This window comes from Peribacillus sp. NPDC096540 (assembly GCF_050278525.1).
GTDB lineage: Bacteria > Bacillota > Bacilli > Bacillales > DSM-1321 > Peribacillus.
Genome location: NZ_JBNNTG010000027.1, coordinates 39422 through 62394 on the forward strand (window position 1 = coordinate 39422; position 22973 = coordinate 62394).

Here is a 22973-nt window from a genome sequence, read left to right on the forward strand (position 1 = left end):
TAAAAAAGGAGCTTAATTATATGTATAATTTTGCAAAGCGTATGGAAGAGGTATCCGCGAGTGCGGTTCGAGAGATTATAAAATTAATGAGCAATCCTGAGATTATATCTTTTGGTGGAGGAAGCCCTGCAAACGAGTCGTTCCCGATTGATACAATTCAAGATATTATAGATAAAGCATTAAGAGAAAATGGAAACCAAATTCTGCAGTATGGCGTGACAGAAGGTTGGAAGGCTTTACGAGAAGCTTATTTAGAGCATATTGCTTATCCAAAGGGAATAAGTGCCTCATTAGAAAATGTAATAACTATTACTGGAGCAACACAGGGTATTCAATTAATATCCGATGTGTTTTTGGATCCGGGTGATGTCGTATTAGTAGAATCTCCTACTTTTTTAAGTACATTAATGGTTTTTAATAAAAATTTTATTAAATGTGTTCCGGTGGAGACGGATGAACATGGCATGATAATGGAAGATTTAGAGGAAAAAATAAAAAGATACCATCCAAAAATGCTTTACTCTATTCCCACATTTCAAAATCCAACTGGAATAACTTTACCCTTAGAACGACGCAAAAAAATTGCTGAACTAGCTTCTACTTTCAATATGATGGTAATGGAAGACGATCCTTATGGCGATTTAAGATACAGAGGCGAAGCGTTACCACCTATTAAATCCTTTGATCAGACTGGACACGTAATTCTTCTAAATAGTTTCTCTAAGACTATTTCACCTGGTTTACGTGTCGGTACAGTTTTAGCAGAACCAGAAATCATACAAAAATTAATTATTGCAAAGCAGTGTGCTGATACCCATACTACTAATTTGACACAGGTGGTTTGTGCAGAATTCCTAAATCGGGGGTTATTACCAGGACATTTAAAAGCCATTACACCAATATACTCGGCACGAATGGATGCAATGTTAGAAGGTATTAAGAACTACTTCCCTACTGGTACACAATATATCCAGCCAGAAGGCGGTCTTTTCATATGGGCAGAGCTGCCTGGTGAGCCAGATATGCAAGCACTACTAGAAAAGGCAGTAAGAGACTGTAAGGTCGCCTTCGTTCCAGGTAAACCATTCTTTGTGAATCCGGAAGACGGAAGAAAATCCTTACGGTTAAATTTCTCTTCAAATACTCCAGAAAGAATTGAAGAGGGCATGAAACGCCTGGGCGGAGTGTTATCCGGAATCGAAATTTCTTAAAATTTTAAATACCAATAGGTTTATTTAACCTATTGGTATTTTTATTTAGTAATCTTTCATCTACACTTAAAATAATTGTACAGAAACGAAATCAATTCTGTTATCATAAAGGGTGCTTCTTTTTGTAAAGTGTTCGATGCTATTTACATTTTACAAAAGAGCGCCTTTTTGTGATCAATTCACAAGAAAGTATTTATAGTCAATACACGCAAAATTTATATAAAATGTTTGATAAGCTACTATAAGGTAGGAGGGTGTCTATGGAAAAAGAAGAATTTCATGAAAAAGTCAAAGAAAATCCTTTTGCGGCGCTTGGTGGCTTGGTTTATGATTTTCTGTTCGATAATATTATTACAATGAAAATACTGCCAGGATCAAGAATTAATGAAGTAAAGATTGCGAAAGAATTAGGAATTAGCCGTTCACCTATACGAACAGCAATAGAACGACTGGTTAATGAACAGCTTATTGTTAAGGAAAGTGGTAAGTACCCCTTTGTTGCATTAATCACACCCTATGACTGCCTGCAAATTACGCAAGCTAGGGTTTTTATTGAAAGCAATGCCAGCTACCTTGCAGCTCAGGCAATTGATCAGGCAAACCTTGAAAAACTAAAAATGTTGGCGCTGAACTTCGAAAAAATTGTAGAAAGTATTGAATTGAATGGTTTTGAAACTTGCGATCATGAATTTCATAGTTGCATCGTCAATGCTTCTGGCAACCCTTACATTATTGAAATGTACAATTGTATTCAAAGCCGAGTACTTAGGTATCGATATTATTTGAGACATCGCCTGGGAAATCAAACTCTGCAGACAATATTGAAGGGAAATATTAAGTCCCACCGGGCCATATGTTATGCTATGGAGATTGGCCTTCCTACTATGGTCAGGGATGAAGTTGCACGTCATTCAGACGCCATGCGTGATATCTTTGCTAGGTGGTAACAAAAAGCTGAATCTTAGTAAGGAGCAATTCTAATCATCCCTTAGCTGATTTTGCTCTTTCTTGACTTGTCCGATACTTGAAATTCAATTTATTTTTTAAACAAGACAAAGCGAGAGCATTTCGAATCTTTATTTTCTAAATAAATTTGTATTCATATCAGATTAACTCGTTTTTTCCATGAATTCTCTTTAATCGTAAAGTAGAGTCGGGCTTTTTATAATGAAAATTCCTAAACTTGATTATTCACTTTTCCTAATGCTATCCCATCCATCTACTGGTAGTTGTTTCCACAAATTCTTCGATTAACTTGCATGTTAGTTTAAGTGCAATTCTTCACAATCTTTTTTTGCATAAATATCCGGTTTTGTTAGGAAATATTATTCCATTAATTACCTCTTATAGGCATATTCGAGGGTGGATTCAAGGAAGTTCTGCATGGGAGAGGAATCGAGGAGGGCCTATTGAGCCGATTCACAGAATCCTCACTTCGCATCGCTACATTGATACAACCCTAATAAAGAAATCAATGTTTCTTCCTTCATTGTTTTCCTCTCACTCAAAAAGCAACCCACACAACAGCCGCCCGTATCTCCTCCAACACGGTCTCCAGAACTCATCGCTAATGAAGATAGCTATCATTCACTTCGTAAAAGTAGATTTTTCGAACGGTTTTTTTTGTTTAAAAAAAAGAAGCTGTTAAATAAAATAAATAAAAATATTAAAATAGAAAATACTCTGGGGACGAGGTATTCTCCAGAGCATTTTCTATTTTTAAAAATTTTCCTTTGAAAAATGTTATCCTTATTCTTAGTAGCGATTCGATCAGGAGCTGTATCGTGATGAAAGGGTAAAGGGAGGCTACGTTAACTTTCACCAATATTGGAGGCCCATAGGAGTAGCCCTTTTATGTACTATCAATAAAAGTGACGTTAATAGGTAATTACATACCTGAGACAAAATAAGTCAGTACGTAATTAATCACTGACATTGTAGTCGCAAGTCTCATTTTACATCTTTTAAAAAATGTTTAGTCTCAGTGAATCGTATTGAAGAAGTTTTACTGGCATATAAACTATTTTATGTAGGTTGCTCTCGAGCAAAAGAAAGATATAATGTCTATGTTAGCCATGAAGGAGTGACGAATTAATTGTATATAACAGTAGAGGAAACGGCTGATTACTTATCGGTGTCTGTACCATATGTCGAGAAATTAATTTTACAAGGAAAAATAAGAGTTTTGCATGACGGTGAGGGTGAAGTATTGGTCTATAAGGAACAGTTCAAGACTCATTTTGAACAGCTTGAGAAATATAAAAAGTTAGTGGAGGAGTTGGAGAATGAACCAATTCCAGAAGATAAAGATATTAAAGATGAAGACTAATAAAGGTGAATACCTACGTTTATCTAACACCTTAATGTCAGATCTTCGGCTCGTTACAGGGACATAAAATTATATTTATATAAATTAAGATTAAATTGGGAATACAAAGCGTAAACTGGATAAAAACAATTCAGATTATAATAATATAGTTTTATCTTAATGTTATTATATATTCGCCCGTTAATTATTAAGGGTTTTGTCCTTCTTTTAGTTTTATCCCATTTAAAAATACAGTGATATCAAGGATTAATTGGTTTTATCTCATAGTAATTTATAATATACGAGCAGCATTTAATTTTTAAAGAGCAGTTTAATACGCATCTTGAACAGATGGAAAAATATAAGAAGCAATTAGCGGAATATTATAACGAACCCATCCCAGAAGATATCGATGTGAAAGATGAAGATTAGCATCTGCCTATTTGGCAGATGTTTTTTGAAAATAAGACCTAAATCGTCGTTGATATCAGTTGATGTTCTATATAAAGAGAGTCTAGGATTATGATCTAACCTCCTCTCAATAAAGCTTATTGATCATTCAAATAATTTTGTTGTCAATGGAAGGTAACTGTAGTAGAATCCCTCAATTCCGTGTAAAATAATAAATAGAAGGAATTATCACAGCAGAATGGTAGTTAGGAGATAGGTAAGTGGTAAAAGAATATTTACAAAGTGAAGGTTTTTCGAGGTTAATTACATTAATAGTGTTAGTCCTGTTTCTTATAAGCATAGGAAGTATGGTTAATATTGTGTTATTCACATTTGTTTTCACTTTCCTAATGGGAAGGCTGGAACAATTTATCATGATTCGACTAAATAAAGTGATGCGTATTAACTCTAAAGTTGTCATAAGCTTTTTATATATAGTCGTCATTTCTTGTTTAGTCATCGTACTTTATAAATATTTACCGGTCATTACGTTGCAATTTACGGAATTAGTTACACAGATTGTTTTCTTCTTTCAACATCCTCCCGATAGTCGGGTCATTCAATACGCCATTAGTTTAATGAACGAGACTGAATCGCCGCTCGATCTTCAAAAACAGATGAATACGCTTTATCTTTATGTATCTGATTTCGGCAAACTGGCATTACAGATTTTCCTTTCTATACTGCTTAGTCTATTTTTCTTATTGGAAAGAGATAAAATTATTCGTTTCACTTCTAAATTTAAGCGGGGTAAATTCAAATCCTTCTTTATAAATCTTGGTCACTTTGGAGTTAAATTCATCAATTCATTCGGAAAGGTAATTGAGGTCCAGTTCTTAATAGCCATTACGAATGCAGTCCTTTCAGTAACTTTCTTATGGATTCTTGGATTTCCACAGTTAATCGGTCTAGGAATTATGATTTTCTTCCTAGGGTTGATTCCAGTTGCAGGAGTTATTATCTCCCTAGTTCCACTAAGCATGATTGCCTACAGTATCGGCGGTATGCCAAAGGTTATTGCTGTGTTTATTATGATTGGGGTTATACATTCACTTGAAAGCTATATTTTAAATCCAAAATTCATGTCGGCAAAAACAAATTTGCCAACGTTCTTCACCTTCATCATTCTTCTGTTTTCCGAGCACTTTCTTGGGATATGGGGCTTGATCATTGGGATTCCGATTTTTATCTTCCTATTAGATATGTTAGATATTGAAGAGGGGATTAAAGAAGTGCCTTAAATAATATTTAAGTAAGCAGCAACCAAGCTAATGAGGTTGCTGCTTATTTTTTTCCAATTTAAAATCTAGATAATAGTTCTAATATCCGTTTTCAATATAATTTCTTAAAATTACATATAAATGAGGAAATATCCGCTGTCATAATAATTAAAGCCTATTTAAATTCTTGGTTTTTCGAGTTAATTGGATAAAATTTTATTTTACTAAAGTTATTTACGGACTTTTTATTGCATAAAAAAACAATTAAACGTATAATATTTTTGAGTGAAAATACTGAATATTCTTTCGATTTGAATTTGTTTTGTTCTTTACAAAAGAGTTTATTAGAGAGAAGAGGGGATTATTTTGAAAAAAATTTCGTTTTTAGTGTTTGCCATGGTTGCTTCTTTGTTACTGATTATGACTGGATGCGGGAAGGATAAGGAAGTAACGACAACTAGCGAAAAAGAAGAATCAAATGGGAAGACACTTAGGGTCGTGACGGATGCGGCATATGCTCCATTTGAATATCTTGAAGGTGATAAAATTGTTGGATTCGATGTCGATTTTATCAATGCTGTTGCAAAAGAAGCTGGATATAAAGTGAAAGTTGAGCATGTTGGCTGGGATCCAATTTTTGTAGAAATCGAGTCTAAAAGAGCGGATGTAGGGATATCTGCAATTACAGTAAATGATGAGAGAAAACAATCGTATGATTTTTCGGTGCCTTATTTCTTATCCACAAATAAAATCTTAATTCCTGAGAAAAGTGATATAAAATCAGGACAAGAATTGAAAGGAAAGGTTATTGCCGTTCAAACAGCTACAACTGGACAGGAAGCAGTCGAGTCACTTCTTGGGAAAAATCATAAAGACATCAAAAAATTCGAAAATAATAATCTGGCCATTCAGGAATTATTACAAGGCGGAGCTGAAGCGGTAGTAGCGGACAATACCGTTGTTGAAGAATATGTGAAAAATAACCCTGACCAAAAGCTGAAAGTTGTTGAAGATAGCAGCAGTTTTGATCAGGAATTTTATGGTCTTATGTTCCCAAAAGGTAGCGAGTTGAAAGCTGAGTTTGATAAAGCCGTCAATGCTATTTATGAGAATGGAAAGTATGCAGAAATTTATAAAGAATGGTTCGGCACAGAACCAGATGTTGAAACGTTAAAAGCACAACAATAAAATTAAAAAATTGCGTAACTTTAAGTGTGAAGTTACGCAGTTTTTTTGGTCTTTAGGAGGGGAACAGAATGAATTTTCGCTGGGATATTATTTTTGAATATGCTCCTTTCTTATTAAAGGGAACGATGCTCACTATTGGTCTATCGGTTTCCTCTATTCTCATCGGAACCTTTTTAGGGTTACTGATTGGTTTAGGGAAAATAATGAGAAACAAGGTGCTCGCATTTCCATTTTACTGTTATGTCACGGTTTTTCGTGGAACACCGCTATTAGTTCAGATCTTTTTAATCCATTTTGGTATTGTGCCCATTTTTACTGGGGAGACGAACGCAATCACCGCGGGAGTCATTGCTTTGTCTTTAAATGCAGCGGCTTATATTGCGGAAATTTTCCGTGCAGGAATTCAATCCATTGATAAAGGACAAATGGAGGGGGCTCGTTCATTGGGAATGACCCATACACAAACAATGATTCATGTTGTCTTACCTCAAGCATTCAAACGTATGATCCCTCCGTTAGGAAATGAATTCATCGTATTATTAAAAGATTCCTCCCTCCTTTGTGTCATTGCAGCCCCCGAATTAATGTATTGGGGAAAAGCGATGGGGGGGCAGTACTTTAAAGTGTGGGAGCCGTATTTGGCGTGTGCCTTTATCTATCTTTTCCTGACCCTTATTTTAAGTTTCGTATTAAATAGACTCGAAAGTAGGTTGAAAACAGAATGATTAAGGTCGAGAATTTAAAAAAGTCATTTGGAGATAACGAGGTATTGAAGCATATCAATGCAATCGTTGCCCCACAGGAGGTAGTTGTGGTGATTGGGCCTTCAGGGTCTGGTAAATCCACTTTTCTCAGGTGTATCAATCAACTTGAAACGATAACGGGTGGACATATTTTCATAGAGGGAATTGATACGACAGATAAGAAGGTCAATATCAATAAAGTACGCACAGAAGTTGGCATGGTATTTCAGCATTTCAACTTATTTCCGCATAAAACAGTTATTGATAACATTATGCTTGCGCCTCTAAAGGTTCGTAAAGTTTCCAAAGAACAGGCATCACAAAGAGGCATGGAACTGCTTAAGAAAGTAGGACTTGCTGAGAAAGCGAACGCCTATCCGGATTCATTATCGGGTGGACAAAAGCAACGTGTGGCAATCGCTAGGGCATTGGCAATGGAACCCAAAATAATGTTGTTTGATGAACCGACTTCTGCTCTTGACCCTGAAATGGTCGGTGAAGTGCTTGAGGTTATGAAGCAATTGGCTAAAGAAGGTATGACAATGGTCGTAGTGACCCATGAGATGGGGTTTGCTAAAGAAGTTGGTGATCGAGTGATTTTCATGGACGAGGGTTTTATTATTGAAGAAAATATTCCAAGTGAGATCTTTGATAATCCGCAGCAGGAAAGAACCAAATCCTTTTTGAGCAAAGTACTCTAATATTAGAATAAGAAAAAAAACCTTCCGTAAATCGGAGGTTTTTTCTTTGGGAACTTATCAGGGGGTGTTATTTAATGTATGAAGCGCCTAAAAGTGATTCAGGACTTTTACCGAGCACTAACATACTGATTTTAGCATATCCAATATTTTCATTTTGGAAGAAGGTTTGTTGTAAAACCTGGATATTAGGATCATCCTTTAACTTTTGAACTTCCTCTATATATAAGTGGATAACGGAGGGCATAACGAATTCAGGGGTGTATTCGTTATGGTTTTCATCCATGATTAATGTGCCCATAAATTGATATTTAAATTGAAAAGCTCGTGTTAAGGCAACGACATGGAGTAGTTTATTAAATAATTCGGGGTATGAATATTTAATTTTCTCCAAAGCTTCTTCGGTTGCTTGTAACTCATCGACACTAGATAAAGTGATCATAAATATCTCCTTTCTGAAAATATAGATTACATCAGTATTTACAGTACAGTGCTTTTTACTCATACCAAGTCTAACTCCGCTGTTAAGTATTGTAAAATGGTTAGATGTTATCATGAGCATAACTTAAATCTATGATAGTGCTTACATGTCTAATGCTTAACTATCGAGGTAGTTAATCTTTTTTAGTCAACGCATCTCTTGTATATTTTAACCATTCTTTTGCCGCATATGAAAGGTATTGATCCTTACTCCAAATGAATCCTAAGTTCCAACTAATGGAGGGGTTTTTAACCTTTATGGACTTGATGCGCTTATCATGACGGCATAAACTTTCAGGTAAAAGAGCGATTCCGAGTTTACAATAAACCATTTCCTCAATAAAATCCCAACGTGAGCTTTCTGTGACAATGTGTGGAGAATAACCAGCTTCTTTACAGGACGAAATTATGAGATCACGCAAGACATAATCTTTATTAAATAAGATAAAGGACTCGTCTTCTAGGTCGGCCAAATCAATCTCTTCCCGACAGGCAAGTGGGTGGGAGGGGGGCACAATCAAGTTAATGTCTTCTTCTAAAAAGGCAAAATGATGAAAAAGTACGGTGTTAGTTGGCAAGACTATTACGCCAATGTCGAGTAAGTCATTTTGGACAGATTCTTCAATTTTTTTTGAGCCATCCTCTACTAATTGAAAGGTAATATTAGGATAATCCTCATGGAAACGGCTAAGAATTCGGGGGAAGAAGGAGGCGTCAATTATCGGCGGTAATCCGATTCGTATATGCCCCTTTTTCAAACCTAATAAATTGTCCATTTCTGTTTCTAAATTATGAAAAGCTTTATCAATCAATTTTGCCTGCTCTAATACAACCCTTCCGGCATCGGTCAGAATCAGTTGTTTACGGGAACGATCAAAAAGTTCAACACCGAGCTCAGTTTCCAAGTTTTTAATCATCTTACTGATGGTAGGCTGAGTAATGAATAAATGATCCGCTGCCCGAGTAAAGCTATTGAAATTGGTAACCTCTATAAAGTATTGTAAATGCTTAATATCCATCACTTCACCTGCTTATCTTCTTTAAAATTACTTTCATTTTAACTGTTAACAGAAGGGTTTGTAAAACATGATAAGCTTTGTAGGTAAGATTTCCTCTTTGTTTCGTGGTCTTCGCGGTCTTGGTTAATCTCACTTTGAAGAAGTTCTTGATAAGCAGGTGTTTCTTTTCTAACGATTTTCTTTTCAAATTTGCGCTTATTCGCATTCGCCTTCACCTTCACATATGTGGAATCAACGAAAACGTGTTCTGCACTGATTAACTTTTTCTCCGTAGCAGCCTTTAATATACGGTAGAAAATCTGTTCAAATAGGTCTGTATCTTTAAAGTGACGCTCGTAGTTTTTTCAAAAGGTAGAGAAGTGAGGTACTTTATCATGAAAGCCGTAACCTAAGAACCAACGATAGGCCATGTTCGTATCTATCTCTTCATGGTCTTACGCATCGAGCGAATACCGAAGGTATATTGAATGAATGTCAGTTTAACTAAAATAACTGGATCAATACTTGGGCGTCCTACCTCTGAATACATATCTTTCACCAAGTCATAAATGAAAGAGAAATCAATGGCGGCCTCAATTTTACGAACCAAATGGTTCGCTGGCACCAGTTGATCTAAAGTAATCATTTCAAGTTGATCTGCTGAATAGAATCATGTTTAGAAAGCATCCTTATCACCTCTGTTGGCAAAAGGGGTTTTATCTAAATGTTTAAAAAAAACAAAGTTGATTGGAACGAAAGGTGCGAGACTCCTGCGGGAAAAGCGCGTCCAAGGGAGACCCCACAGGCTCCCGGACCGCCCGCGGAAAGCGAGTGCCTGGAGTGGAAATCAACGTTCAAATTTACAAATCCTCAAAAAAACTGTAGACAAACTCAATTATTTATCGAGTTTGTCTACAGTTTGAGCTGGGCTCCAAATAAGAGCCCAGCTTCTTCAAATTGGTGAGTCATAAGATTGTCGCAAATTGTTTATTTAACTAATAAGACAGGTACTGGAGAATTCTGGACGATATAGTGGCTGACGCTTCCTAGGAATTCCTTAAATCCACTTAAGCCTCTGCTCCCCATAATGATAAGGTCGCAATTATGAGATTTCGCATGTTCCAACAAAGTAGTGATGGCGGAACCTTCTACGACAAAAGACTGGGATGCATTAGGAATTTCGGATAACAGTGCATCCGCTTTTTCGATTACTTCGTTGCCATACTTAAGCATAGCCTCTTCAATTTCTTGAAAAGCATTGCCATATATATTTGGATGGATTGGAAGTGTAACCGCGTGAAGTACCTGAATTTCAATTGCAGGATCCAGCTTCGCTAATTCAATCGCTTTTTCTAAAGATTTAAGTGCCAATTCAGATTCATCATATGCAACTAATATTTTTGAGCAGAGCATAATTTGACCCGTCCCTTCATTTAAAAAGAATATACTCATAGTATAACAGTTTATAACTTTCATTCAGTTTAATATATTTAAAATTTTGTGAATAATTATTGAACTTTACGTTAACGTCAATGTTAATATAAGGTAAATAATCCCTTTGCAAAGTGTGGTTTTAACATGTATACCATTTCTGAGTTAGCAAAAGAATTTGATTTGACAACAAGAACACTACGATACTATGAGGAACTAGGTATGCTAAGGCCAAAGCGCACCGAAACCGGAAAAAGATTATATGGAAAGAAAGAATATGCTCAACTTAAAATCATTATGCGTGGCAAGAAGTATGGCTTTTCATTAGTTGAAATAAAGGATATTGTTCTGCTATTTGATAAGGACAGGACGGGTATTAAGCAATTGGAGAAAACAATTGATACAGCTGGACAGAAATTAAACGAAATAAATGAACGTATTAAAGAGCTTGATGAATTGAAGCAGGATTTTGAACAGGTGATTAAAGGTTTTACCGAAACACTTCATGGCTTAAAAAGTAAACAGTGAATCAGGCATTTCAAGCAACAAAACTATCAGAATAAAAATACTTCATAGGATAATATTGAAAATGAGTTTTGCCGATAGGTAAAGATGAATATATATACTAGACGAAAACATATGAGGTGAGGATTTGGATATTCAAGAAACTATTGCTGTAGTAACAGGTGGGGCTTCAGGTCTGGGAGCGGCCACTGTAAGAAACATCATTCAAAAAGGTGGAAAAGCTGTTATCTTTGACCTCTCAGAAGAAAATGGCGCCAAAATGGTCGAGGAATTAGGAGATTCAGTCTTATTTATTAAAACAGATGTGACAAGTGAAGAAAGTGTCCTAGAAGCGTTGGAACAGGGAATTAAAAAATTTGGAGATATTAACACTGTTGTCAATTGTGCTGGCATTGCGATTGCTGAAAAGGTCATCGGAAGAAAAGGTACACATGAATTGAAAACGTTCTCAAAAGTAGTGATGGTTAACTTGGTCGGTACATTTAATGTTATTCGTCTTGCGGCTGAAAAAATGGTTAATAACCAAGCGAACGAAGAGGGAGAGCGCGGTGTTATTATCAACACAGCGTCGGTAGCTGCATTTGAAGGACAAATCGGACAAGCGGCATATAGTGCCTCAAAGGGTGGGATTGTCGGTATGACTCTTCCGATTGCAAGGGAGCTTGCTTCCAAAGGGATACGTGTCGTATCGATTGCACCGGGGTTATTTCATACACCGATGTTTGATTCATTACCAGAAGAAGCGAGGACGTCATTAGGGAAAACCGTGCCATTTCCATCAAGACTAGGATATCCCGAAGAGTACGCTAAACTTACGGAAAGCATTATTACAAATCCAATGCTGAATGGAGAAACGATTCGGTTGGACGGGGCCATTCGAATGTCACCTAGATAAGAGTCAATTCCTTCCGGGAAATGACTAAAGTATATTCTTTAAAAAGGAAAAGGTTGATACGACAAAGCTAATGACAGAGGAGATAGTAGAGATGAAGCATCCATACTTAAGTGAAGATCACGAGATTTTCCGCAAATCATTACGTAAGTTTTTAGAGAAAGAAGCGGTTCCCTATTATGAACAATGGGAGGAAGACCGTATTATTCCTCGTTCGTTTTGGGGGAAAATGGGGGAGCAAGGCTTTTTATGTCCGGATCTGGGAGAAGAGTATGGGGGTTCTGAAGTAGATTGGGGCTTTGCGGTCATAATTAATGAAGAGCTAGAAAGAGTGGGTTCAGGTTTCATAGGCTTCGGGCTCCATAGTGATATTACGGTTCCTTATATTTCCGCATACGGAAATGAGGAGCAGAAACGGCGGTGGCTCCCTAAATGCACGACAGGGGAAATCATTACAGCCATCGCCATGACAGAGCCGGGAACAGGTTCGGATTTAGCCAATATTAAAACGACTGCGATTTTGGATGGAGATCATTACATACTAAATGGACAAAAAACATTCATCACAAATGGGATTCATTCGGATCTTGTCATCGTGGCATGTAAAACGGATCCAAATGCTGTTCCGAAGCATAAAGGCGTAAGTTTAGTCGTGGTTGAAAGAGATACTCCAGGATTCTCCAGGGGACGAAAACTGAAGAAGCTTGGTTTGCATTGTCAGGATACAGCAGAACTTATCTTTGAAGATTGTCGTGTACCAAAGGAAAACTTACTTGGTGAAGAAGGCAAAGGGTTTAAGTATTTAATGGAGAAATTGCAGCAGGAACGTCTTGTCGTAGCAATTTGTGCCCAAACCGCATCCGAGGATATGCTATCGGATACGATTGAGTACGTCAAAAGCAGGGAAGCGTTCGGGAAATCAGTGAGTCAGTTCCAGAACACTCAGTTTAAAATCGCAGAAATGGCTACTGAAATTAAAATGGGCCGCGTTTTCCTGGATCAGTTGATTGCCAATCATATGGAGGGTGAACAGATGGTCACAGAAGTGTCGATGGCTAAATGGCGTTTGACTGAGACTGCAAGGAAAATATCCATTGAATGCATGCAGCTTCATGGTGGCTATGGTTATATGGAAGAATACAAGATTGCTAGAAGGTACCGTGATGTACCCGTAGCAAGCATCTATGCGGGTACAAATGAAATCATGAAGAAAATCATCGCAAAGAACCTTGAACTTTAAAAAACAAAATGAGAAGGGGAGAGATTACATGCGGGAAGTGGTAATTGTTGAGGGAATTCGTACTCCGGTTGGCAGAAGAAACGGTGTCTTAAAGGATGTTCGCCCAGATGATTTAGCGGGGGAAGTATTAAAGAAGCTGGTTGAAATAGCAGGCATTGATCATGCTATCATCGATGATGTCATTTTAGGCTGTGTTTCGCAGGCTGGGGAGCAGGCCGGAGATATTGCTCGGATTGCAGCTCTGATTGCCGGTTATCCGATTGAAGTGCCAGGTACGACAATTGACCGTCAATGCGGATCGAGTCAGCAGGCTGTCCATTTCGCTTCCCAAGCCATTTTGTCAGGAGATATGGATGTGGTCGTAGCCGGAGGAGTAGAAAATATGTCTCGTGTCCCAATGGGTTCAAATTATCAAGGAGCTGAAACAAGTCAAAAGTATTTAGACAGCTACGAGGTAATCAACCAAGGTTTGTCGGCTGAAAGAATCGCAGAAAAGTGGGGAATCACACGTGAGGAATGTGATCAGTTTTCTGTTGAAAGCCATGAGAGGGCAATACGTGCTCAAAAGGAAGGCTATTTCGACCGTGAAATAATCACAGTTACAGGTACAGATAAAGTAGGAAATCATATTGAAGTTACGGAAGACGAAGGGCCAAGGGAGGGAACTACGGTAGAAGTCCTTTCAGGGTTGAAAGCAGTTTTTAAAGAAGAAGGATTAATCCATGCAGGGAACTCAAGCCAAATAAGTGACGGTGCTGCAGCTTTACTATTAATGGAGCGTAGTAAAGCAGAAGAGCTTGGATTGAAACCTCGCTTTAAAGTGCATACACGGGTTGTTGTCGGATCAGATCCTACCCTAATGCTGACAGGTCTAATTCCTGCCACTCAAAAAGCATTGGAAAAAGCAGGTCTTTCCATTGATGATATCGATGTCTTTGAAGTTAATGAAGCCTTTGCTCCTGTACCGCTTGCTTGGTTAAAAGAAACAGGGGCCGACCCTAAGAAGCTTAATCCAAATGGCGGAGCGATTGCCTTAGGTCATCCGCTTGGCGGCAGTGGTGCCCGTTTAATGGTTTCGATGATCCATGAATTAGAAAGAACAGGCGGCCGATATGGATTGCAAACAATGTGTGAAGGTCACGGAATGGCGAATGCTACCATTATTGAAAGAATAGATTGAGAGGGTATTTTCTCGTGAAAAACTTTAGAAATTCACACGAAAGTAAAGGCTGAAAAAGTGATAAAGCCAACCATCAGCAGCATGACATGAAATCAGCTTGCTGATAGTGGGTTTACTTGAGGAGGAAATGATATGTCAGTAACGATTAAAAATATCTTTGATCAGACGGTTCAAAAATTCCCCATTAAAGAAGCTATCTACGACGTGAGAAGAAATATCCGCTATACCTATATTCAATGGAATGAGCAGGTGAATAGGTTGGCGGCGGCTCTCCAAGCAGAAGGTGTCCAAAAAGGGGACCGGGTCTCTACTTTTCTTTATAATAATGAAGAACTTGCCACCGCATTTTTTGCTTGTGCAAAGATTGGTGCGGTCTTTAATCCAATCAACTTTCGCTTAATGGCAGAAGAGCTTGCATTCATCTTAAGTGACGCGGCGCCAAAGGTCGTTTTATTTGAAGGTGAATTGGAATCGATTGTGGCAGCTGTTGAAAAACGCTTCCCGGAAATAGCATTTTGGTATATTGATGAGAATGTGCCTCGCTATGCCCAAGGGTACCGCAAAAAAATGGTCAGTACATCTTCTCAGCCTGTTGATGTGGACATTCACGAGAATGATGTCTATGCCATTATGTATACAAGCGGGACGACAGGACGCCCAAAAGGAGTTATTCATCTTCATAAAGATATGGTCGAGCAGGCTGCGATTTTAACAGAGGCGATGAAGTATGAAAGCAGTGATATCGGTTTGATTACCGCGCCAATGTTTCATTGTGCGGAATTGCACTGTTCATTTTTACCGCGCGTACAGGTTGGTGCAACAAATGTAGTTCTTCATCAGTTCAATCCTAAAAGGGTTCTTGAACTGTTTGAATCCGAAGGGATTACCAAACTATTTGCAGCACCAACGATGTGGAATATGCTCATTCAGGAAAATCTGAATGATTATAAATTTCAAAGTTTGAAGCTGGGACTATATGGAGCCGCTCCAATGGCGCCCACGCTTGTACTTGCTTGTCAGGAAAAACTGGGCATTCAATTTATCCAAGCGTATGGAATGACTGAAATGGGCCCGGCCATCACTCTACTATTAGAGGATGATCAAATACGTAAAGCTGGTTCTGCCGGCCAAGCGTGCCGCGATCATGAAATCGTCATTGCCCGTCCAAATGACGAAGGCCCATCGGATCCTGATGATATACTTGAACCCGGGGAAATCGGGGAAATCCTAGTGAAAGGCCCTTGCATCATGAAAGGGTACTTTCAAAGAGATGGAGAGACAGAGAGAGCGCTTTACAGAGGCTGGTACCATTCCGGGGATATTGGTTTCCTTGATGAAGATGGATATTTGTGGGTCAAAGATCGTGTGGATGACATGATTATCTCCGGAGGCGAAAATGTGTATCCACGTGAAGTGGAAGACATACTTTATGAGCATCAAGGCGTTCTTGACTGTGCAGTACTTGGTCAGCCTGATGAAAAATGGGGAGAAAAGGTGACGGCCTTTGTAGTAGTTAAAGATCCGTTATTGACGGAAAGTGATTTAGAAGACTGGTGTAAGAACAGCGATACACTAGCTAACTATAAACGTCCAAGAAGATATATCTTCTGTAAAGAGTTGCCTAGAAACGCAAGTGGGAAAATTCAAAAATTCATGCTCCGAAAACAGTTGGAAGAAACTGTTGCTGAATAACGAAAGGTTGGAAAACCTTCATTGTTTTAAGCAGAATAGATTTTTTAGTTGAGTTAATAACCTGTCAAATCATTTCAGGGTAGTGTAAAAGTTATCCACAAATGAAATGTAGTCTAGTCAATGAGATGTTAGCGTTATCCACATTATCCACATAGTTATCCAGAAATTACATTATTTACATGTTGATATCGCGAGACAAAATACCTACCACATGTCAGTATTTTCAGAAAATATCCACAATATACACAGGGGTGTGGATAAGACGATATCAGCAAACTAATTTAAGGGGGCTGACTGAACAGCCCCTTAAGGTGTAAAGGTTGTTATAATTCGCGGTTATGGGCACGACGAGTAGCTGCATTAGCTCGCGCTTGTGCTTCAATATCTTGTTGGTCAGCCAGTTCCGAAGAATATTCGACATCAAGTCCGTCACTTTTTAGATTTTTAGGAACCTGTGGAAGTTTTTGAGCGTTTTTGTCTTGATTATGATGAATGTTATTGCGTCCCATTTTAGCGCCCCCTAAGAGTAAAGAAATAAATAAGCTAGCGATGATTTCCTTAATCATCGCTAGCTTATTTTGTGTTGAATGGCTGATCAAAATGTACGGGAAAAAACTCCAAACTTAACGGCGAGATTTCTTTTCGTTAAATCCGCCTGCTCGGTCTGCATTTTTAAATTCTCGAGAATAAAGAATTGCTTGCGTGCTGGTTAAGTTACTTTTTTCTTTTTCCTGTTTTTTGGACAATTAGATCATCTCCATTTCACTTGATATCCCTATTTTTTCCTAAAAAGTTTCATTCATACATGAGAATTTTCTTTTAGGATATTTTGTAAAGCCATATTAAGGGTTGGAAAAGTGAATGTGAATTCTTCCTCTGTTAGTTTATTGGGAAGGACTTTTTGGCCTTCTAGCACAAGTATGCTCATTTCACCGAGCATGGTTTTTAGCATGAAGGGAGGAACAGGTAACCAATGAGGCCGGTGCATGACACTACTGATTTCTTTTCCAAATCTATCCATTCGAACTGGGTTAGGTGTTGTGAAATTGACTGGACCTTGAATGTGTTGATTATTCATGCAAAAAACAATTGCACGGGCGACGTCGTGAATATGAATCCAGGAAAGCCACTGACTTCCTTTGCCCATTTTTCCTCCGCCGAAAAGTTTATAGGGAAGAACCATCATTGGCAGTGCACCTTCTTTTTCCCCTAGAATCACACCAAACCTTGTAAGGACAACTCGTTTACTGTATGAGCGGGATTTGGTTGCTTCTTTTTCCCATAGCTTAACTGTCCGAGCCAAGAAATCATCACCGATGGAATCAGAGGTTTCGGTAAAGGTCTCATGATCGGAGATACCATAAAAACCCACTGCACTTGCATTGATAATGACAGAAACTTTATTTGGCAGCTTAGAAAGGATTCGATTCATTTCTTTGGAAGCTTCAACTCTGCTTTCGACAATACGACGTTTTCGTTCCGGGGTCCAACGCCCACTGTTTAAAGACTCACCGGCAAGGTTAATGAACACATCAAGGCCTTCTAAGTTTTTTTCAGGGCTTGAGTCTGCGGTCAGCCAGCCGATATATTGGAGATTTTCCCGTTTTTTATATTTGTCAGGATGACGTGTCAATATATATAAATCATGATTTTCTTTTAATAATTCATCGATAAGGGCTGTGCCGACAAAACCGCTTCCACCAGCAATGGCTATTTTCATGAAAACCACTTCCTTTTTTTCTTGTCTTTTATTCACTTTAACATGCCCTTGTTCTTTTTTCATTTTTAGACATGCTATATATAGAAAAGGTACTCGTAAAGGGGTAAAGTAGGGATGGGGGTGGATTTTATGCCAAACATAACAAAAATAACAACCCAAAAAAAACGTAAAGATCGTTATAACATATTTGTTGATGAAAAATATGCGTTTGCTGTGGACGAAGAAGTTTTATTGAAATTTCACTTGAAAAAGGGTACTGCACTTGATGACCTGCTTCTTGCTGAAATACAATTCCATGATGAAATCCAAAAAGCATTTACGGATGCACTTAATTATTTATCATACCGCATGCGTTCAGAATCGGAAATTCACCTTTATTTAAGAAAGAAGGACATAGAAGAACCGATTATAAAGGAAGCTATACATAAGCTTTACAGCTTTAACTATTTAGATGACCTTGAATTTGCCAAGGCTTACGTACGGACCCATGTAAACGGAGGAAATAAAGGTCCTACTACCCTTAAGATGGAGCTGAAGGAAAAAGGAATACATGAAAAGCTAGTTATGGAGGCTTTGAAGGAATACCCCTATGATATTCAAATTGAGCATGCGAAAAAGCTTGCGGGAAAATCAGTGAAAAAAGAAAAAAACATCTCGGAACGAGCTTTAAGGCAGAAGCTTGAACAGACATTGACACGAAAAGGTTTTCCAAGAGATGTCATTCTTGAGGCACTTGAAAATGTAACGGTAGAAAAGGATGAAGATGAACAATGGGATTCGCTATGTCATCATGCAGAAAAGATGCAGCGCCGCTATAAAAACTATGAAGGCTTCGAATATGAACAAAAAATGAAGCAGGCATTATACCGAAAAGGTTTTCCAATAGAATTAATTGACCGATTTCTTTCCAATTCAGACATGGAATAAGTACATCGATAGCCAAATCGTAAAATTTTGTTTAATATAGAAGTAAATTAATATTTCATTTAAGGAGCCATATATATGAGCGACGTAAGATACAGCAAGTTGTCGGCCTATGAACTACAACAGGAAATTGCAGCGCTAACAGAAAAAGCTAGAAAAGCTGAGCAATTAGGGATGGTTAACGAATATTCGGTGTTGGAACGCAAAGTAACTATGGCTAAAGCCTATTTGTTAAATCCGGATGATTTTAAAAAAGGTGAAATTTATCAAATTGAAGGCGATCCGGGAGTTTATTTCAAAATTGATTATATGAATGGTGTATTCGCCTGGGGGTACCGTTTGGGTGGAAGCGGGAAGGAAGAAGCACTGCCAATTTCGATGTTGAGATAATTGAAGGAACCGGGAGGACCCGATTCCTTCAGAAGTGTTCTATTGTTTCTAATTCGATCGCTCGTTGGATGCTTTCATACGTTCTTGTGGGTGTGTGTTAATGCTGCCATCCGCTCGCTTAGAGGCAAATCTCTCCTTTGCACGAGGCTCACCTTGAAATTTATTATGGTTTTGGTTGGGGAATCCTTTTTGTTTATTTCGCAAGTTTTTCTCCTCCAAACATTTGTATTAAGAAAGAAGCGTTTCCGCTTACTACTAGTATGGGTAAAGTACAGTATAGTTCAGTCTGTAAAAATATTGGCAATGAGGTGGTTCTAATGAATGATTACCATGAAAGATTAACCAAGATCCTGCTTGAGAAAAATGATCACATCACGTATGAGCAAGCTTTAACTTGGGTGGAATTATTATGGGAAGATTTCGAAGCGACCTATGCAAAAGCTGGGCATGAGTATGCTGGCGAAGAAATGACGTCACGTGTTGTTCAGACCTGGATTGATAATTACGGTGAACAATTCCACGAATTCATTGCGAAAAATCCTAAATATAAGCATTTATTAAATCAACAGAATCGACTGCATTAAAAAAGCTGATTCCAGCGGGTTTCCTCTGGAATCAGCCTTTTTTCAATCTGCGTAGATCTACAAAATAATATTCAATTTCTTTTGCAGTTTCGCTTCACTAAAGATCCAACCGGTATACGAATTTAAGATATTTAGATCGCTGTCTAAATGGACGACAGCTACAAAGGGGTAATACCCATTGCTGCGGTATCTTAAATCAATAAAACGGACTTCGTAATAGTCCTTAATTTGTTCGATTTCAAAGCGATAAACAGGGGAAAAAGACAGAAAGGCAGCCAAATTGATATCAAGTTTGGCGGCTTCGAGAATTCTACTTTCAGGCAATGGAATTCGATCAAAAGTATCCAGAATCGTCACATAGCCATTATCAGCTCTCGCTACATAATAATGCTTTTCGGTAATCACCGCTATTTTCCAGCGATGAAACCGCATGGTCGGTGATAAAATAATTTTTCTTGCTCCCGGAATTTGCTGCTTAACAGCTCTTTTAATAAAAGCCTGTTCCCTGAACCTAGAGATATAATAGAGCACGAGTATCCCGTAAATTGAGAGAAATAAATAGCCGGGAGGAAATCCATACCCCCACAATATCAAGCCGGCAACATGGATTCCAAAAATGAACGGGTCAAATGTATTGATGACCCCTAGAGCTACCCAATTGGAAGAAATGGGCCTTAGCGCCTGTGTTCCATAGGCATTGAAGATATCGACAAAAACATGAAGAAAAACGGCTAAAAAGGTCCAAAGCCAAAGATGAAGATAATTTGCTTCAGGCATGAAGGCGAAAATTGCACCGCTGATAATCAGGGGCCAAAGTAAAACAGCGGGAATAGAATGTGTAATTCCACGGTGATTTCGTATATATACAGCGTTATTTCGTAATTTTAAAACGGTATCAATGTCAGGAGCTTGTGATCCTAATATCGTACCTGCAATGACTGCACTTGCAGTAACCGGACTTTGCGCAATAACAGGATCTAATGTGGCAAGTCCTCCAAGAGCAATTCCCATGACAAAATGAGTACCTGTATCCAAAAGTCTAACCTCCCTGCCACAATTTGAAAAAAAGATCTTCCCTATCCATAATCATACCGTATTTATATATTATCAATCAAATGAATATATTTTTGACTTTTTTATGACCTATTACAATAAAATAAATATGAACATGTTATTAAAAAAAAGAATGCCTATTATATGTATTCCCCATTTTTAATAAAAGTGTAACATCTTTGGAGGAACTGAAGTGAAAGAAATAAATATCCGAACAATAGAAAAAATAAATATCGAGGCGTTTCAAAAAGATTTAGTTTCCTGGTTTCTCGAAGAACAAAGAGAATTGCCGTGGAGGGAAAATAAGGATCCGTACCGTGTATGGGTTTCTGAAATTATGCTTCAGCAAACGCGAGTGGATACAGTCATTCCTTATTTTAACCAGTTTATAGACTGGTTTCCGACTCTTGAGGATTTTGCCAATGCCGATGAAGAAAAAATATTAAAAGCTTGGGAAGGGCTCGGTTACTATTCGCGGGTCAGGAACCTGCATAGTGCTGTACAAGAGGTAAAGGCGTCATATAATGGTGTCGTACCAGATAGTCCCGAGGAAATTTCTAAGCTAAAAGGTGTTGGTCCTTATACAGCTGGAGCGATTCTTAGCATAGCCTATGGCAAGCCGGAGCCAGCTGTGGATGGGAATGTCATGCGTGTGCTATCAAGGATATTAATGATTTATGAAGATATTGCAAAGCCAAAGACGCGAAAAACATTTGAAGCTGCTGTTCGTAAGCTGATTGATCACAACCATACATCTGCTTTCAATCAAGCCTTAATGGAACTGGGGGCTTTAATCTGCACACCTGGTAAGCCTGCCTGTCTACTGTGCCCGGTTCAAAGTCACTGTCTTGCCTTTGAGGCAGGGGTTCAGTCAGAACTACCGGTGAAAATCCAAAAGAAAAAAACGCGTGATGTACCAATCGTGGCTGTGCTATTAACGAATGAAAAAGGTGAATTTTTAATTCACAAGCGAGCATCTGAAGGATTGCTAGCAAACCTTTGGGAATACCCGAACTTCGAAAACCATACATCGCTTCAGCATAAACGGGAATTCTTTGAGAATCGATTTCATGAAATGTACGGTGTAAAACCGGAGATTACAGATCCGCTTGTGAAAATTGAACATGTATTTTCACACCTTGTCTGGAAAGTGGATACGTATATCGGAACAGTCAAAGAAACAATTAGTGAAGCGACGTTAATAGAGAATCAGCTGAAGTGGGTTAGTAAAACGGAGATGGAGGAGTTCGCGTTTCCGGTTTCACACCAAAAAATGATGAAGGCCTATAACGATAAAGAGGGTACCAATTAAGTTATCCGTTTTTTTAATACCATCCACACAACCTAATTAAATAGAAAAAGCAGTGCGTTCCGGATAAGAAAGTACATTGTTTTTTTTATGGTAAAATAAGGTTATGGAGGGCGCATAAATGAAGGTAGTTTTTCAAGCGGTTATTGGTTCAATAATTCTTCATGTGTTTTATTTTGTTAGTACGATGATAGTCGGATCTATAAAAACAAGCCAATATAAACCAGAAATTGAAAACGCATGGGGTCAAGCGGGGACACTTAAAAATGAAGCGGTCTTTGGTAAAGTTATTTCCCCTTCTGTTTACTTGTTATCACTTGTAGGTGTAGCTCTGATTTGCGGAATTATTATTTTTTTCTATAAAAAAATCTTTACGGAGAGATAGTTCTATAAATATGAGAAGCAAGCATAGTCAAAAAGAGGATATCCGCTAAGATACCCTCTCCTTCTCTTTTCAATTGTTTAAAGGTAAATTACTCGTAGCTTGTTTCCGTTCCTTGGGTGTAATTGGCTTCTTGTTTGTTGAGTCCGCCTCTATTTTCAATTTCTTTGACGATTTCGGTATGGATACTCTGTCCTTCTTGGTTTAAATAAGGTACCATTTGTTGAAGAGAGTGATGAAAATAGGCAAGCTCACTATTTTCCCAATCCGATTTTTTCATCATCGACAACTCTGTCATATCACGTCCAACATACATAATAGTAACACTCCTTTTTTAAAGTGATGGGTGTTTACT

Annotated in this window: 26 protein-coding genes and 1 pseudogene; 17 read left to right on the plus strand and 10 right to left on the minus strand. The window is 38.1% G+C overall.

Going from position 1 to position 22973, the window contains the following annotated elements:
- Positions 1-20: 20 nt before the first annotated feature.
- The 7 genes from ACQKMR_RS20425 to ACQKMR_RS20455 all read left to right on the plus strand — a co-directional run bounded on the left by ACQKMR_RS20425 (position 21) and on the right by ACQKMR_RS20455 (position 7821).
- Entirely contained in the window at positions 21-1211 is a 1191-nt protein-coding gene (locus ACQKMR_RS20425; protein ID WP_427698959.1) for a PLP-dependent aminotransferase family protein, read from the plus strand.
- A 260-nt stretch (positions 1212-1471) separates the two neighbouring features.
- Positions 1472-2158 (plus strand): GntR family transcriptional regulator, encoded by a 687-nt coding sequence (locus tag ACQKMR_RS20430; protein ID WP_427698960.1) that lies wholly within the window; start codon positions 1472-1474, stop codon positions 2156-2158.
- Positions 2159-3306: 1148 nt separating this feature from the next.
- Positions 3307-3540, plus strand: coding sequence for an excisionase family DNA-binding protein (locus tag ACQKMR_RS20435; protein ID WP_061461713.1), 234 nt, complete (start codon positions 3307-3309; stop codon positions 3538-3540).
- 650 nt (positions 3541-4190) lie between these two features.
- Positions 4191-5210: an AI-2E family transporter gene (locus ACQKMR_RS20440; RefSeq protein WP_427698961.1), complete on the plus strand. Its 1020-nt coding sequence runs from the start codon at positions 4191-4193 to the stop codon at positions 5208-5210.
- A gap of 345 nt (positions 5211-5555) precedes the next feature.
- Positions 5556-6377 (plus strand): basic amino acid ABC transporter substrate-binding protein, encoded by an 822-nt coding sequence (locus ACQKMR_RS20445; protein WP_427698962.1) that lies wholly within the window; start codon positions 5556-5558, stop codon positions 6375-6377.
- Positions 6378-6445: 68 nt separating this feature from the next.
- Positions 6446-7102, plus strand: a complete 657-nt coding sequence (locus ACQKMR_RS20450) for an amino acid ABC transporter permease (RefSeq protein WP_427698963.1) — start codon at positions 6446-6448, stop codon at positions 7100-7102.
- Positions 7099-7821, plus strand: coding sequence for an amino acid ABC transporter ATP-binding protein (locus tag ACQKMR_RS20455; RefSeq protein WP_427698964.1), 723 nt, complete (start codon positions 7099-7101; stop codon positions 7819-7821). The genes ACQKMR_RS20450 and ACQKMR_RS20455 overlap by 4 nt, the downstream gene beginning before the upstream one ends.
- Positions 7822-7888: 67 nt before the next feature.
- On the opposite strand, the gene ACQKMR_RS20460 is transcribed toward ACQKMR_RS20455, so the two are convergent.
- The 4 genes and pseudogenes from ACQKMR_RS20460 to ACQKMR_RS20475 all read right to left on the minus strand — a co-directional run bounded on the left by ACQKMR_RS20460 (position 7889) and on the right by ACQKMR_RS20475 (position 10709).
- Complete coding sequence (locus ACQKMR_RS20460; RefSeq protein WP_427698965.1) at positions 7889-8260, minus strand: hypothetical protein; 372 nt, start codon at positions 8258-8260, stop codon at positions 7889-7891.
- Positions 8261-8432: 172 nt separating this feature from the next.
- Positions 8433-9317 carry a cidABC operon transcriptional activator CidR gene (cidR, locus tag ACQKMR_RS20465; protein ID WP_427698966.1) on the minus strand — a complete coding sequence of 295 codons (885 nt, stop codon included), beginning with the start codon at positions 9315-9317 and terminating at the stop codon, positions 8433-8435.
- 95 nt (positions 9318-9412) lie between these two features.
- A pseudogene (locus tag ACQKMR_RS20470) lies at positions 9413-9983 on the minus strand (transposase); the annotation flags it as partial.
- Between the two features lie 300 nt (positions 9984-10283).
- Positions 10284-10709 (minus strand): universal stress protein, encoded by a 426-nt coding sequence (locus ACQKMR_RS20475; protein WP_427698967.1) that lies wholly within the window; start codon positions 10707-10709, stop codon positions 10284-10286.
- Positions 10710-10874: 165 nt separating this feature from the next.
- On the opposite strand from ACQKMR_RS20475, the gene ACQKMR_RS20480 reads away from it, so the two are divergent.
- From ACQKMR_RS20480 to ACQKMR_RS20500, 5 genes are all read left to right on the plus strand, one after another.
- Entirely contained in the window at positions 10875-11255 is a 381-nt protein-coding gene (locus ACQKMR_RS20480) for a MerR family transcriptional regulator (RefSeq protein WP_427698968.1), read from the plus strand.
- A 124-nt stretch (positions 11256-11379) separates the two neighbouring features.
- Positions 11380-12147, plus strand: coding sequence for a 3-hydroxyacyl-CoA dehydrogenase (locus tag ACQKMR_RS20485; protein ID WP_427698969.1), 768 nt, complete (start codon positions 11380-11382; stop codon positions 12145-12147).
- A gap of 91 nt (positions 12148-12238) precedes the next feature.
- Entirely contained in the window at positions 12239-13384 is a 1146-nt protein-coding gene (locus ACQKMR_RS20490; protein WP_427698970.1) for an acyl-CoA dehydrogenase family protein, read from the plus strand.
- Between the two features lie 28 nt (positions 13385-13412).
- Positions 13413-14564 carry a thiolase family protein gene (locus ACQKMR_RS20495; protein WP_427698971.1) on the plus strand — a complete coding sequence of 384 codons (1152 nt, stop codon included), beginning with the start codon at positions 13413-13415 and terminating at the stop codon, positions 14562-14564.
- 132 nt (positions 14565-14696) lie between these two features.
- On the plus strand, positions 14697-16256 hold the full coding sequence (locus ACQKMR_RS20500; protein WP_427698972.1) for a fatty acid--CoA ligase: 1560 nt from the start codon (positions 14697-14699) through the stop codon (positions 16254-16256).
- A 323-nt stretch (positions 16257-16579) separates the two neighbouring features.
- Here the strand turns inward: ACQKMR_RS20500 and ACQKMR_RS20505 are convergent, their stop codons facing one another.
- The 3 genes from ACQKMR_RS20505 to ACQKMR_RS20515 form a co-directional block, all read right to left on the minus strand.
- Positions 16580-16765, minus strand: a complete 186-nt coding sequence (locus tag ACQKMR_RS20505; RefSeq protein ID WP_427698973.1) for a YfhD family protein — start codon at positions 16763-16765, stop codon at positions 16580-16582.
- Positions 16766-16879: 114 nt separating this feature from the next.
- Positions 16880-17002, minus strand: coding sequence for a YfhE family protein (locus ACQKMR_RS20510; RefSeq protein WP_427698974.1), 123 nt, complete (start codon positions 17000-17002; stop codon positions 16880-16882).
- Positions 17003-17055: 53 nt separating this feature from the next.
- A complete protein-coding gene (locus ACQKMR_RS20515; RefSeq protein ID WP_427699005.1) occupies positions 17056-17976 on the minus strand; it encodes a TIGR01777 family oxidoreductase in 921 nt (306 codons plus the stop codon).
- Between the two features lie 129 nt (positions 17977-18105).
- Here ACQKMR_RS20515 and recX point away from each other — a divergent pair, with 129 nt between their 5' ends.
- Both recX and ACQKMR_RS20525 read left to right on the plus strand, forming a co-directional pair.
- Positions 18106-18903 carry a recombination regulator RecX gene (recX, locus tag ACQKMR_RS20520; RefSeq protein ID WP_427698975.1) on the plus strand — a complete coding sequence of 266 codons (798 nt, stop codon included), beginning with the start codon at positions 18106-18108 and terminating at the stop codon, positions 18901-18903.
- 75 nt (positions 18904-18978) lie between these two features.
- Positions 18979-19290, plus strand: coding sequence for a YfhH family protein (locus ACQKMR_RS20525; RefSeq protein ID WP_427698976.1), 312 nt, complete (start codon positions 18979-18981; stop codon positions 19288-19290).
- Positions 19291-19338: 48 nt separating this feature from the next.
- On the opposite strand, the gene ACQKMR_RS20530 is transcribed toward ACQKMR_RS20525, so the two are convergent.
- On the minus strand, positions 19339-19494 hold the full coding sequence (locus ACQKMR_RS20530; protein ID WP_427698977.1) for a small, acid-soluble spore protein K: 156 nt from the start codon (positions 19492-19494) through the stop codon (positions 19339-19341).
- 113 nt (positions 19495-19607) lie between these two features.
- Between ACQKMR_RS20530 and ACQKMR_RS20535 the strand changes: the two genes are divergently transcribed.
- Positions 19608-19874, plus strand: a complete 267-nt coding sequence (locus tag ACQKMR_RS20535) for a YfhJ family protein (protein WP_053344478.1) — start codon at positions 19608-19610, stop codon at positions 19872-19874.
- Between the two features lie 57 nt (positions 19875-19931).
- Here the strand turns inward: ACQKMR_RS20535 and ACQKMR_RS20540 are convergent, their stop codons facing one another.
- Positions 19932-20909: a metal-dependent hydrolase gene (locus ACQKMR_RS20540; protein ID WP_427698978.1), complete on the minus strand. Its 978-nt coding sequence runs from the start codon at positions 20907-20909 to the stop codon at positions 19932-19934.
- A gap of 211 nt (positions 20910-21120) precedes the next feature.
- Between ACQKMR_RS20540 and mutY the strand changes: the two genes are divergently transcribed.
- Both mutY and ACQKMR_RS20550 read left to right on the plus strand, forming a co-directional pair.
- A complete protein-coding gene (mutY, locus tag ACQKMR_RS20545; RefSeq protein WP_427698979.1) occupies positions 21121-22239 on the plus strand; it encodes an A/G-specific adenine glycosylase in 1119 nt (372 codons plus the stop codon).
- A gap of 118 nt (positions 22240-22357) precedes the next feature.
- Entirely contained in the window at positions 22358-22621 is a 264-nt protein-coding gene (locus ACQKMR_RS20550; protein WP_427698980.1) for a hypothetical protein, read from the plus strand.
- Positions 22622-22709: 88 nt separating this feature from the next.
- Here the strand turns inward: ACQKMR_RS20550 and ACQKMR_RS20555 are convergent, their stop codons facing one another.
- Positions 22710-22934 (minus strand): hypothetical protein, encoded by a 225-nt coding sequence (locus ACQKMR_RS20555; RefSeq protein ID WP_427698981.1) that lies wholly within the window; start codon positions 22932-22934, stop codon positions 22710-22712.
- Between the last annotated feature and the right edge of the window lie 39 nt (positions 22935-22973).

Excerpts from the sequence above, each read along its gene's own strand:
- ACQKMR_RS20425 (WP_427698959.1), top strand. The coding sequence starts at position 21 with ATGTATAATTTTGCAAAGCGTATGGAAGAGGTATCCGCGAGTGCGGTT.
- ACQKMR_RS20430 (WP_427698960.1), top strand. The coding sequence starts at position 1,472 with ATGGAAAAAGAAGAATTTCATGAAAAAGTCAAAGAAAATCCTTTTGCG.
- ACQKMR_RS20450 (WP_427698963.1), top strand. The coding sequence starts at position 6,446 with ATGAATTTTCGCTGGGATATTATTTTTGAATATGCTCCTTTCTTATTA.
- ACQKMR_RS20455 (WP_427698964.1), top strand. The coding sequence starts at position 7,099 with ATGATTAAGGTCGAGAATTTAAAAAAGTCATTTGGAGATAACGAGGTA.
- ACQKMR_RS20460 (WP_427698965.1), bottom strand. The coding sequence starts at position 8,260 with ATGATCACTTTATCTAGTGTCGATGAGTTACAAGCAACCGAAGAAGCT.
- cidR (WP_427698966.1), bottom strand. The coding sequence starts at position 9,317 with ATGGATATTAAGCATTTACAATACTTTATAGAGGTTACCAATTTCAAT.
- ACQKMR_RS20475 (WP_427698967.1), bottom strand. The coding sequence starts at position 10,709 with ATGCTCTGCTCAAAAATATTAGTTGCATATGATGAATCTGAATTGGCA.
- ACQKMR_RS20480 (WP_427698968.1), top strand. The coding sequence starts at position 10,875 with ATGTATACCATTTCTGAGTTAGCAAAAGAATTTGATTTGACAACAAGA.
- ACQKMR_RS20490 (WP_427698970.1), top strand. The coding sequence starts at position 12,239 with ATGAAGCATCCATACTTAAGTGAAGATCACGAGATTTTCCGCAAATCA.
- ACQKMR_RS20495 (WP_427698971.1), top strand. The coding sequence starts at position 13,413 with ATGCGGGAAGTGGTAATTGTTGAGGGAATTCGTACTCCGGTTGGCAGA.
- ACQKMR_RS20500 (WP_427698972.1), top strand. The coding sequence starts at position 14,697 with ATGTCAGTAACGATTAAAAATATCTTTGATCAGACGGTTCAAAAATTC.
- ACQKMR_RS20505 (WP_427698973.1), bottom strand. The coding sequence starts at position 16,765 with ATGGGACGCAATAACATTCATCATAATCAAGACAAAAACGCTCAAAAA.
- ACQKMR_RS20515 (WP_427699005.1), bottom strand. The coding sequence starts at position 17,976 with ATGAAAATAGCCATTGCTGGTGGAAGCGGTTTTGTCGGCACAGCCCTT.
- recX (WP_427698975.1), top strand. The coding sequence starts at position 18,106 with ATGCCAAACATAACAAAAATAACAACCCAAAAAAAACGTAAAGATCGT.
- ACQKMR_RS20525 (WP_427698976.1), top strand. The coding sequence starts at position 18,979 with ATGAGCGACGTAAGATACAGCAAGTTGTCGGCCTATGAACTACAACAG.
- ACQKMR_RS20535 (WP_053344478.1), top strand. The coding sequence starts at position 19,608 with ATGAATGATTACCATGAAAGATTAACCAAGATCCTGCTTGAGAAAAAT.
- ACQKMR_RS20550 (WP_427698980.1), top strand. The coding sequence starts at position 22,358 with ATGAAGGTAGTTTTTCAAGCGGTTATTGGTTCAATAATTCTTCATGTG.
- ACQKMR_RS20555 (WP_427698981.1), bottom strand. The coding sequence starts at position 22,934 with ATGTATGTTGGACGTGATATGACAGAGTTGTCGATGATGAAAAAATCG.